This window comes from Bacteroides rodentium JCM 16496 (assembly GCF_000614125.1).
GTDB classification, from domain to species: domain Bacteria; phylum Bacteroidota; class Bacteroidia; order Bacteroidales; family Bacteroidaceae; genus Bacteroides; species Bacteroides rodentium.
The window spans coordinates 66,596-78,192 of sequence record NZ_BAKJ01000001.1; the positions used below are offsets into that span (position 1 = coordinate 66,596).

The 11,597-nt window shown below is 48.7% G+C and carries 5 protein-coding genes, 2 tRNA genes and 6 pseudogenes; 5 read left to right on the forward strand and 8 right to left on the reverse strand.

What is annotated here, in order from left to right; translation table 11 throughout:
* The first annotated feature begins 22 nt into the window (after positions 1 to 22).
* From JCM16496_RS00230 to JCM16496_RS00240, 3 genes and pseudogenes are all read left to right on the forward strand, one after another.
* Positions 23 to 496, forward strand: a complete 474-nt coding sequence (locus JCM16496_RS00230) for a hypothetical protein (RefSeq protein WP_025831522.1) — start codon at positions 23 to 25, stop codon at positions 494 to 496.
* Positions 497 to 507: 11 nt separating this feature from the next.
* Positions 508 to 1,304, forward strand: a pseudogene (locus JCM16496_RS00235) (inositol monophosphatase family protein).
* A gap of 105 nt (positions 1,305 to 1,409) precedes the next feature.
* A complete protein-coding gene (locus JCM16496_RS00240; RefSeq protein ID WP_025831525.1) occupies positions 1,410 to 2,114 on the forward strand; it encodes a ComF family protein in 705 nt (234 codons plus the stop codon).
* 1 nt (position 2,115) lies between these two features.
* Here JCM16496_RS00240 and JCM16496_RS00245 read toward each other — a convergent pair whose 3' ends face one another.
* The 3 genes from JCM16496_RS00245 to JCM16496_RS00255 all read right to left on the reverse strand — a co-directional run bounded on the left by JCM16496_RS00245 (position 2,116) and on the right by JCM16496_RS00255 (position 3,075).
* Positions 2,116 to 2,724 (reverse strand): putative outer membrane beta-barrel protein, encoded by a 609-nt coding sequence (locus JCM16496_RS00245; RefSeq protein WP_244440160.1) that lies wholly within the window; start codon positions 2,722 to 2,724, stop codon positions 2,116 to 2,118.
* Positions 2,725 to 2,906: 182 nt separating this feature from the next.
* A tRNA-Asn gene (locus tag JCM16496_RS00250) sits at positions 2,907 to 2,980 on the reverse strand.
* 21 nt (positions 2,981 to 3,001) lie between these two features.
* Positions 3,002 to 3,075, reverse strand: a tRNA-Asn gene (locus JCM16496_RS00255).
* An 81-nt stretch (positions 3,076 to 3,156) separates the two neighbouring features.
* Here JCM16496_RS00255 and JCM16496_RS00260 point away from each other — a divergent pair.
* Positions 3,157 to 4,139, forward strand: a pseudogene (locus JCM16496_RS00260) (adenosine kinase).
* Positions 4,140 to 4,161: 22 nt separating this feature from the next.
* Positions 4,162 to 5,927: pseudogene (locus tag JCM16496_RS00265) on the forward strand (S41 family peptidase).
* 185 nt (positions 5,928 to 6,112) lie between these two features.
* Here the strand turns inward: JCM16496_RS00265 and JCM16496_RS00270 are convergent.
* The 5 genes and pseudogenes from JCM16496_RS00270 to rpoN form a co-directional block, all read right to left on the reverse strand.
* Positions 6,113 to 7,917 (reverse strand): annotated as a pseudogene (locus JCM16496_RS00270) (4-hydroxy-3-methylbut-2-en-1-yl diphosphate synthase).
* A gap of 180 nt (positions 7,918 to 8,097) precedes the next feature.
* Positions 8,098 to 8,606: pseudogene (gene purE, locus JCM16496_RS00275) on the reverse strand (5-(carboxyamino)imidazole ribonucleotide mutase).
* Positions 8,607 to 8,756: 150 nt separating this feature from the next.
* Entirely contained in the window at positions 8,757 to 9,137 is a 381-nt protein-coding gene (gcvH, locus tag JCM16496_RS00280; protein WP_025831529.1) for a glycine cleavage system protein GcvH, read from the reverse strand.
* 112 nt (positions 9,138 to 9,249) lie between these two features.
* A pseudogene (locus JCM16496_RS00285) lies at positions 9,250 to 9,911 on the reverse strand (hypothetical protein).
* A 94-nt stretch (positions 9,912 to 10,005) separates the two neighbouring features.
* Positions 10,006 to 11,496 (reverse strand): RNA polymerase factor sigma-54, encoded by a 1,491-nt coding sequence (rpoN, locus tag JCM16496_RS00290; RefSeq protein ID WP_025831531.1) that lies wholly within the window; start codon positions 11,494 to 11,496, stop codon positions 10,006 to 10,008.
* Positions 11,497 to 11,597 lie beyond the last annotated feature (101 nt).

Below are 11,597 nucleotides of genomic sequence, written 5' to 3' on the forward strand. Positions count from 1 at the left end.
ATATTAATAAACAGACTGAAAGATGAATGTAAGAGGAACATTTATGTGCTTGCTATGTGCCGGAGCACTGTTTGTGGCTTGTGGTAGCAAGAGTGGAAAGACTGCGGAAGTTGCTGGACAAGCCGATACGGTACATGTCGTTGGTGGTGATAAGGATAAGCATGGTTGCATTGCATCTGCCGGATATACCTGGAGTGAGGCTCAGAAAGACTGTATCCGTCTGTGGGAAAAAGGAGTCCGTATGAATGCCGTGGATGATGCGGGGAAGGTGTTGTTTCTGGTGTTCAGTCCCGATTCTACCCAAGTGGAACTGTTCTTTTCGGAAGAGGAAATGCCGAACGAGATTCTGGAGCGCTGTGGCCTTCCTTCGGGGGGATATGCTTGGAATGTAGAAGATGATGATACGAAGAATGTGCGTTTGGAAGATGGAAAATGGACGGTCAGCCAGCGCGGTCGGCTTATTTACCGGCAGACGGAAGAGGCTGCGGGGAACTAATGTGTAAAGAGATGGAAGATTTGAAGATATTGACAGAGTCTGTCTGCCGCATAGCCCGTGAGGCCGGATATTTCTTGAAAGAAGAGCGGAAAAGCTTCAGCCGGGAAGCGGTACAGAAGAAACAAGCCCATGATTATGTCTCTTATGTAGACAAGGAGTCGGAGAGGCGGGTGGTGGCTGCGCTTCGGGAACTTCTTCCCGAGGCCGGATTTATAGCCGAGGAAGGTTCTGCTGTCTATCACGATGAACCTACTGTTGGGTAGTGGACCCGTTGGACGGGACAACGAATTATATTCATGATAATGCCCCCTATTGTGTCAGCATCGCTTTGCGCGACAAGGATTCTCTGTTGCTGGGAGTTGTTTATGACCCTTGTCGGGATGAATGTTTTTATGCCTGGCAGGGAGGTGGCGCTTATGTGAATGGAGAACGGATGGAGGTCTCGTCTGTCCGGCAGGTGGAGGACGCCTTTGTAGTGACGGAACTCCCTTATAATTCCGACCGGTATGCACGTACCGGTGAGCATCTGATTCATGAACTTTACGGGCGTGTGGCGGGCATCCGTATGACCGGGTCTGCTGCGCTTGCCATCTGCTATGTGGCTGCCGGACGTTTTGATGCCTGGCTTGAGGCGTTTATCGGCAAATGGGACTTTTCTGCGGCTGCGCTGATGGTGCTGGAGGCTGGTGGAAGAATCACTGACTTTGGCGGTAGTGACGCCTTTTTGGACGGACATCATATCATTGCCACTAACGGACCGCTGCATCCGCTGTTCTTGAAGCTGGCAGGCGAGGTCTCTCCATTGTAGAAAATGAGGCGTTGGACTCATTGGAGCTTGTTTGGATTTTACATGGGCTACTCAAGGAAATTCGGACAAGCTCTTGCCCTGTTGCCGTTTTTTTAATACTATACGATGAAAAACATAGTTAAAACCTGGTTCTTTTCTTTTGTCCACCTCTTCTTCCCGCGTCAGTGTGCCGTGTGTGGTGCTATCTTGCAAGAGGGTGAAGAGGGCATCTGCATGAAGTGCAATATGGATATGCCCCGGACAAACTACCATCTTCGTAAGGACAATCCGGTGGAACGTATGTTCTGGGGGAAGATGCCGCTGGAGCGTGCCACTTCTTGTTTCTTTTATCATAAAGGGAGTGATTTCCGCCGCATTCTCCATCAGTTGAAATATGGAGGGAGGAAAGACCTTGGCGAAGTGATGGGGCGGTTTATGGCGGCAGAGTTGTCGGTTGCCGGTTTCTTCAGTGACGTGGATGTCATAGTCCCCGTTCCTCTGCATCCGCGTAAGCGGAGAATGCGCGGGTACAATCAGAGCGAATGTATAGCCCGCGGTGTTTCCGCTGTCACCGGTATTCCCGTGGATACTGTTTCCGTTGCCCGTATGAAGCATACGGAAACGCAGACCCGTAAATCCTCTTATGAACGGTGGGAGAATGTGGAGGGTATCTTTTGCCTGCGTCGTGCTGACGCTTTTGCAGGGAAGCATGTACTGATTATAGATGACGTATTGACTACCGGTGCCACCACTACGGCTTGTGCCGATGCGTTCAAGGAAGTGGAGGGGGTGCGCATCAGTGTATTGACACTGGCGGTGGCGGCCTCATAAGTCAGAAACGATAGCGGCCGCCTGCTACGATTGTTCCGGTATATCCTACTCCGAATTCGGTGAAGAAGGCAAACCGGCTTCCGTATTCGATGCCTAGAAAACTGAATTGATAAGCGAATTTTGTCTTGTGAAAGACTTCTCCTCCAAAACTGTTCCGGAGGAAATAGGCACCGAGCCCTGCTGAGGTATACAGAGAGAATTTGGGTCGGGTAAACCAGTGCCACCGGAAGGTGGGAAGAACATACAGATACCTTCGGTTGTCTTTGGTGTTTTCATCCAAAGCTTCGTAAAGGCTGCTGGCTGTCCCTTTGTTGCCGGTTATTCCTCCGGTTACTCCCAGGCTGATTTTGCGGTTGAATCTATAAATGTAGCTGATGTTCAGGGCACCGTAGTAGTTTGTCTTTTCGCGTGTATAAATTCCGAAACTCAGTACCGGAGCGAAGCACTCCTCGGCCATGCTGTTGGCATCGGTAATGGGCAGGAAACCATAGCTGACGGAAAATTCATGGTGCCGGAACTTTTCTTGGGGCAGAACGGGTATGTCTTGTGCTTTGCAAAATGTACATACAGTCAATCCGATGATTAAAAAGAGTAGGGCTGTTCTCATCATAGTCGTATTTTTGAATTAAATTTCATGGTTCTGCAAATAAAGACAGAAGGTCGAGACAAATTCCCTATAAATATTCCACAAATATATGTTAATTTCATGAAAGATGAAAGATTTCCGTTTGTTCGTTAAGTGCGGCTGATGGAGAAAACAAAAAAGGTTCGCCTGATTGACGAACCTTTTTGCTCTTCCTCTTGGACTTGAACCAAGGACCCTCTGATTAACAGTCAGATGCTCTAACCGACTGAGCTAAGGAAGAATATGCATTCAAGTTTTTTCGCTCTTCCTCTTGGACTTGAACCAAGGACCCTCTGATTAACAGTCAGATGCTCTAACCGACTGAGCTAAGGAAGAATGTTGTTTTTTCTCAAATGCGCTGCAAAAGTAATAGGATATTTTGAAATATGCAATATCTTTGCAAAAAAAATATCGAAGATGGATAAAATAATTGGATTGGGCAACGCTTTGGTCGATGCGCTGGCAATCATTGAGGATGATAATATTTTGACGGAGTTGCAGCTCCCGAAAGGAAGCATGACGCTGATTGATGAAGATAAGTTCTTGAAAATTAGTGAGTTTTTCAGCCGGATGAAGACGCACCTGGCTAACGGAGGTTCTGCCGGAAACGCAATTCGGGCAATGGCATGCTTGGTGCAGGTACGGGATTCATCGGAAAAGTAAGCAATGACTTTTATGGTAACTTTTTCCGAGATAGCTTGCTGGAACGTGGGACAGAGGCGAATTTATTGCTTTCCACTACCCTTCCGTCCGGTGTAGCTTCTACTTTCATTTCTCCTGATGGGGAACGTACTTTCGGCACTTATTTGGGGGCGGCTTCTACATTGAAGGCGGAAGATCTTTCGCTGGATATGTTCAAAGGATATGCTTACCTATTTATAGAGGGGTATCTGGTGCAAGACCATGATATGATTCTCCGTGCCATTGAACTGGCTAAAGAGGCCGGCTTACAAGTATGTTTGGACATGGCGAGCTACAATATAGTAGAAGGAGACCTTGAATTTTTCTCTCTGTTGGTCAATAAATATGTGGATATTGTTTTTGCCAATGAGGAAGAGGCAAAGGCCTTTACGGGTAAGGAACCGGAGGAAGCATTGGACATCATTGCCAAAATGTGTAGCATAGCCATTGTAAAGGTGGGTGCCCGTGGTTCTCTGATTCGCAAAGGTACAGAGATGGTGCAGGTACAAGCGGCTCCGGTAGAGAAAGTGGTGGACACTACAGGAGCGGGCGACTATTTTGCGGCAGGTTTCTTGTATGGACTGACGTGTGGCTACTCGCTGGAGAAATGTGGCAAGATAGGCTCCCTTCTCTCCAAAGATGTGATACAAGTGGTGGGTACGGAGCTTCAGGCTGCACAATGGGAAAAAATCAAGGAAGAAATTTTATTAATTAATTAGCACATTATCATATAGACATATTATGAGAAGAATTTTAAAGATACGCTGGATGGTTGCCTTGCTGATTGTAGCGGGAGCCGTTTGTTTTTGGGGATTCAAGAATGGTGATAGCCGCAGTTTCCAAATAGCAAAGAATCTGGATATATTCAATTCCATTGTGAAAGAGTTGGATATGTTTTACGTGGATACGATTGATCCGAACAAGACCATCCGTGAAGGCATTGATGCCATGCTCTACTCGCTGGACCCCTACACGGAGTATTATCCGGAAGATGACCAAAGCGAACTGGAACAGATGCTGAAGAATTCCTATGGTGGTATAGGTTCTGTGATTACTTGGAACCCGAAACTGAAACGTTCCATGATATCTGAGCCATACGAGAATATGCCTGCTGCCAATGTAGCCTGAAAGCCGGAGATATTTTGATGGAGATTGACGGAAAAGACCTTGCCGGAAAGAACAACCAGGAAGTCAGCGAGATGCTTCGCGGACAAGTGGGTACCAGCTTCAAGCTGAAAGTGCAACGTCCCGGTACAGAGAAACCGTTGGATTTCGACATTGTGCGCCGTTCCATCCAATTGCCGTTCATACCTTATTATACGGTGCTGGATAATAATATAGGTTATATCAATCTCAGCACCTTCTCGGGGAATCCTTCCAAGGAGTTCAAGCAGGCTTTTCTGGACTTGAAGAAGCGGGGAATTACTTCGTTGGTGATTGACTTGCGGAACAATGGAGGCGGCTTGCTGGATGAGTCCATAGAGATAGCCAACTTTTTCCTGCCTCGCGGAAAGACACTTGTGACGACAAAAGGCAAGATTAAGCAAGCCAGCAATACCTACAAGACATTGCGTGAACCGTTGGATTTGGAAATTCCTTTGGCTGTCCTGGTCAATGGCGGAACGGCTTCTTCGTCAGAAATCCTTGCGGGCTCTTTGCAGGACCTTGACCGTGCAGTCATTATCGGTAACCGTACTTTCGGTAAGGGATTGGTGCAGACCACCCGTCCGTTGCCATACGGTGGTACCATGAAGCTGACGACTTCCAAATATTATATTCCCAGCGGTCGTTGTGTGCAGGCTATCGACTACAAGCACCGGAATGAGGACGGCAGTGTGGGACGTATTCCGGACAGCCTTACTACCGTGTTCCATACGGCTGCCGGACGTGAAGTGCGTGATGGCGGAGGCGTGACTCCGGACATTGCGGTGAAGCAGGAGAAGCTGCCCAACATTCTGTTTTATCTTGTCAATGACAACCTTATTTTCAATTATGCCACGGACTATTGCCTGAAACATCCTACCATCCCTTCAGCAGAGAAGTTTGAAATTACAGATGCCGATTATGCGGACTTCAAGGCGATGGTGAAAAAGGCTGACTTCAAATACGACCAGCAGACAGAGAAGATGCTGAAGAACCTGAAGGAGATGGCCGAATTTGAGGGCTATCTGACTGATGCTTCGAAAGAGTTTGAAGCGCTGGAGAAAAAATTGTCGCATAATCTGGACCGTGACCTTGACCATTTCTCCAAGGACATCAAGAGCATGATTGCGGTAGAAATCATCAAACGTTATTATTTCCAGCGTGGAAGCATTATCCAGCAGCTGAAAGATGATGATGATTTGAAAGAGGCTGTAAAGATACTGACTGCTCCGGCAAAATACAAGGAAATGTTGAGTGCTCCGGCAGTGACGTCAATGTCTCTGCAACAAAGAAAAGAGGCAGCCCCGGTTTTTCTGAGTACCGCTACGAGGACGAGTGAGCGTGTTTATGATGAAATAGTATAAGGATATTTCTAAGAATAAGAGGGTGCCAAAACGAGGATAGAACACAAATTATACACGTTGAGTAATGTGAGTTCGACGAATTTGATGGTAAATAACGGAAGGATGTGTTATCAACCGTTTTGACACACCTCCTGTCTATTCGTCGAGCTCACGTTATTAAGCATTACGACATTCTCTTTATCTTCTTATTTTTCAGTATAGTCTCCGTTGCTTTTTATCAACTCTATCAGCTTTTCCACCGCCTCTTCTTCGGGAATGTTCTTTTCGATGCACTCCTTCTTCTTGTAGAGGCTTATTTTACCTCGTCCGGCACCCACATAGCCATAGTCGGCATCGGCCATTTCTCCGGGGCCGTTGACAATGCATCCCATGATTCCTATCTTGAGTCCTTTCAGATGGCCGGTGGCTGCTTGATGCGGGCAATGGTACTTTCCAGGTCGTAGAGGGTGCGTCCGCAGCCGGGACAAGAGATGTATTCGGTCTTGCTGGTACGTACACGTCCGGCTTGCAGGATACCGAAAGCAGTGGCATCCACTACCTTGCCGCTTATGGTTTCTCCTTGGTTGAAGAGAAGGATACCGTCACACAGACCGTCGAAGATGAGTGCTCCCATGTCTGCCGCCGCTTTGATTTGCAGATTTTCCAATTCGCTCTCTGCGTAGTGCTCAAAGAAGACTACCGGATTCTTTAGGCCTTCCTTCATCATCTGGTGTACCAGGGCGCGTTGTTCTCCCAATCGGTTGGGATGATTGCTTTGCGAAACCAATACGACTTCCGGATGATACTTCAGGCAGGCGATGGCTTCGTCATTCAACCCCATATACGTGATGAAGAGGAATTTCAAGGAAGCGCCGCAGCTGCTTAGGAAAGGAAGCTGGTCTCCTTTAAAGGCGGGCCAGGCATTGTCCGGTTCCGTTCCGCCGTTACTGTACTCCATCCAGACATCGGCATCGATGATGCATTGCATGCCTTCCGGAAGTTGTTCGGGGATGGAACGTCCCGTATAGATATAGTCCGGCACGAATTGCGGATTGAAGTCCATGTCCCCGTCCAGGCGTGCGGCAATGACCACAGGCAGATTGTCTCCGCCGATATTGTGTACGGCGGCAGTCTCGTGGCGGGTGGGAGAGAGATAATTGAATTCCGGCACATCTGCTCCGGGGATATAAGGATGGTCGTGGCGCTGCACGATATAGTCCACCAGTTTGCGGGCTACGGGGATTTCCGCCTCCGGGGCTTCGCTCAGGGAAACCCGGATGGTGTCACCTAAGCCGTCTGCCAGCAGGGCGCCGATGCCCAAGGCCGATTTGATGCGTCCGTCTTCTCCGTCTCCGGCTTCCGTTACACCGAGATGTAGCGGGAATCGCATACCTTCCTGCTCCATGACGGCTGCCAGCAGGCGTACTGTCTTTACCATGACCACTGTATTGGATGCCTTGATGGAAATGACTACATCCGTGAAATTCTCTTGCACGCAGATGCGCAGAAACTCCATACAAGATTCCACCATGCCTTCCGGTGTATCGCCATAGCGCGACATGATGCGGTCGGACAATGAACCGTGGTTCACGCCGATGCGGATGGCAGTATGGTTCTCCTTGCAGATATTAAGGAAGGGGACAAAGCGGTCGTGTATCTTCTGCAACTCCTGGGCATACTCTTCATCGGTATACTCCAGATGTTTGAAAGTACGTGCTGCATCCACATAGTTTCCCGGATTGATGCGTACTTTTTCTACATACTGTGCTGCCACGTCCGCTACCTTCGGGTTGAAGTGAATGTCGGCCACGAGCGGCACCATATATCCGTCCTGGCGTAGGCCTATGTTGATATTCATCAGGTTTTCAGCCTCTTTGATGCCTTGGGCCGTGAGACGTACATACTCTCCTCCGGCGTCGACAATACGTTTGGCTTGCGCCACACTGGCTTCTGTGTCCTGCGTAGCGGTGTTCGTCATACTTTGTATGCGGATAGGATTGGAGCCGCCCATAGGGGTGGCTCCGATGTTTACTTCTGATGTTTCCCGTCGGGAATAGTTGAATAAATCCACGGTAATAAGTGATTAGCGTTTAGGGATTAGGGATTAGGAATAAGGGATTAAGGGATTAAGGATTAAGGATAAGTGACTACATGTCATCTTCCTAATCCCTTATCCTTAATCCCTAATCCCTCAATTAGTCTTGTATTCGTACTTCACCTCCTTCAAGTCCTCATTAGCCTTGACTATTTTCTTTTTCAGCCCTTCTTTATAGGCGGCGAATGTTTCAGCCAATGAGGAATCGCTCAGTGCCAGCATCTGTACGGCAAGGATGGCAGCGTTCATGGCACCATTAATGGCAACGGTGGCTACCGGTATGCCCGGAGGCATCTGGATGATGGAGTAGAGGCGTCTACGCCATCGAGTACGGACCCTTTTACGGGAACCCCGATTACCGGCAGTGTGGTATTGGCAGCAATGACGCCGGGCAGGGCGGCAGCCATACCGGCAGCGGCAATAATCACTTTAATGCCGCGTTGGCGGGCATTCTTGGCAAATTCCTCCACTGCTTCCGGTGTGCGGTGAGCAGAGAGAGCGTTCATTTCGAACGGTACATGCAGGTCATTGAGCAATTGCGCGGCCTTCTCCATAACGGGGAGGTCGGAAGTGCTGCCCATGATGATGCTAACGATTGGAGACATGAATCATTAAATTATTAAAGGGTTAATTGTAAGGATGAAGGATTAGGGATTAGGGATTAAGGATTAAGGGGTAGGGGGTAGGGACTGCGCTATCATTCCATCCGGTGCTAATCCCTAATCCTTACCCCTTCACCCTTCATCCTTTTCTTTTCATTCGTTTATCAGCGCTTTGTAGGCTTCGGCATCCAGCAGGCTGTCGAAGTCGGCATCGGCAGCGGGTTTGATTTTGATGAGCCAGCCTTCGCCGTACGGGTCCTGGTTTACCAGTTCCGGCTGGTCGACAAGGGCTTCGTTTTGTTCCAGAATCTCACCGGCTACGGGCAGGAAGAGGTCTGATATGGTTTTTACTACTTCGATGGTACCGAACACTTCGTTGGCTGCAAGGGTTTCGCCTTCGGTCGGGATGTCGACAAACACAATGTCGCCCAGTTGCTCTTGTGCATAATCGGTAATACCTACATAGGCTACATCACCTTCCAGGCGAATCCATTCGTGTTCTTTGGTGTACTTTACATTAGTCGGGAAGTTCATGATCATTAGTTTTTAAGGGTTGATACTTGGTTAATTGACAGTTGACAATTGACAGTTGACAATTTACCGTTTATTGTTTTCACTTTTTGTTTCATTGTTTTTTGTTCTTCGTTTAAAAGAGGAAGATTCGGAACAGTATGTTGCTCAGCGGGTGGAGTACCAGCAGCGAGCAGATAAGCCCTACGGCAAAGCCTCCCATAACTTCGCCCAGGGTGTGGTGTCGCAAGATGATGCGGGCGGTGCCCAGCACGCCAGCCACTAGTATAAATAGGCATAGCACCATACGGGATTGTAGCTGAACAAGGCGCTGAAAGCTACCAGTCCGCCAATGACGGCTCCGGCGCCTGCCATATGTTCGCTCAGTTTCCATTTTAAGTTGACAATGACGCAGATTATCATCACTACCAGGGCGGAGAGTATGATACCGGTCATGTACCACGGGATATTGAGCCGGTGCATCATGAGCAGGCAGAATACATAGGAAGTGATGGTCAGAATAAAGGGAATGTATCTCCTTTTTCGTTCCACCAGTTCTTCCGGACTGAAACCGTTGATTTTGCGGAAGATGAAGATAGTCAGTGTAGGCATCAGGATGGTGAAGCAATACACCACGCCCAATACTATCAACTTGTACTGCAACGGCATGATGCGCAGGTACGAGAATATAAACAGAACCAGAAATGCCAGGAAAGGGATGGAGAACGGTGTGAATACCGCTGAAATCACTTTCGCTGTTCTGATTAAAGTTTTATCTGCTATAATATGCTCTTCCACAGCCTAATTTTATTTACGATTTGACTATTTACAATTTGACTATTTACAATTTACTATTTAAATGCCTTAATCCTTAATCCCTCATCCTTTTCTCTCATCTTCTCAGTCTTGCCACGGGGATATTCATCTGTTGGCGATACTTTGCCACCGTGCGGCGGGCTATGGGATAGCCTTTCTCCTTCAGCAACTCGGTCAGTTCGTCATCGGTCAGAGGCTTTTTCTTGTCCTCGTTGTCAATGCACTCTTTGAGTATCTTGCGTATTTCGCGTACAGACATCTCTTCGCCGTCTTCGGTTGTGTAGCCGTCGTTGAAGAAGAACTTCAGCGGGTAGATGCCGTAGTTGGTCTGTACATACTTGCTGTTGCTCACACGGGAGATGGTCGAGATGTCCAACCCGGTGCGTTCGGCAACATCTTTCAGAATCATGGGGCGGAGCAATGACTCGTCTCCTTCGAGGAAGAAAGGACGTTGCAGGTCTATGATGGCCTGCATGGTGGTCATCAGCGTATTCTGGCGTTGCTTCACGGCGTCGATGAAACCTTGTGCGGCATCCATTTTTTGTTTGAGGAACATCATGGCTTCGCGGGATTCCTTAGACTGGTTGGCCCGGTTCTTGGTGTGTTCTTCCACCATCTCGGTGAAGTCGCGGCTCATGCGCAGTTCCGGCACGTTGCGGTTGTTCAGTGTCACGTTGATGGTGCCGTCGTCATAAGTGTCTACCAGGAAGTCGGGCACAATCTGCTGCATGTTCTTGCCGATGGCTTCGCCGAGCGAGGCACCGGGACGGGGATTCAGCTTGCAGATTTCCTTAACGGCTTGTTGCAGGGTATCTTCGCTGATACCTAATTTCTGCATAATCTTGTCCCAATGCTTGCGGGTGAACTCTTCGTAGCACTGGGTAAGAATATCTTCTTCTATATAGTATTGCGGAGGCGAGGGCATGGGCCGTTGCGCTTCCTTACGTCGAATCTGGATGAGCAGGCACTCTTGTAGGGTGCGGGCGCCCAGACCGGCGGGGTCGAAGTCTTGTATAATCTTCAATACTTCTTCCAGCTCTTCGGGAGAAGCGTCGATACCGGCGTAGATGGCGAGTTCGTCGCTGATACTGTCCAGCGATTTGCGCAGTAGGCCATCGTCATCTAGCGAGCCGATGAGATATTCGGCCAGTTCGCGCTGGTGTGGAGTCAAGTCCTGCTCGCCGAGCTGCTGGCGCAGGGTTTCATAGAAGGAGGTGGCGTCGGAGAAAGGAATTTCTTCTGCCTGCTCCCCTTTGCTGCGGTTGTTCTCCTGCAGCTTATAGTCGGGGATATCGTCTTCGTTCAGATAATCGCTTAAAGAATCATAGCTGGTGTCTCCACCATCTTCCGGGCCGGTTTCCGCATCGGGTGTGTCGGAGTATTCATCGCCGGGAGTATCCTCCTTACCCTCTTCCAGTGCCGGATTTTCCAGAAGTTCGGCACGTACGCGGTCCTCCAGTTCCACGGCGGGAAGTTCCAGCAGCTTTACCACCAGAATCTGTTGCGGCGACAGCGTTTGTATCTGCTGTTGCGCTTGGGTCTGTACTTGTCGGGAGCCTTGTGCCATATTTTTATAAATTATTCTATGCACTCATTGTGCATCTTCTTTCAGATATTTACCGCAAAAATAGTGAATAGTTCGATAACACGAAACCTCTCTGATGATAT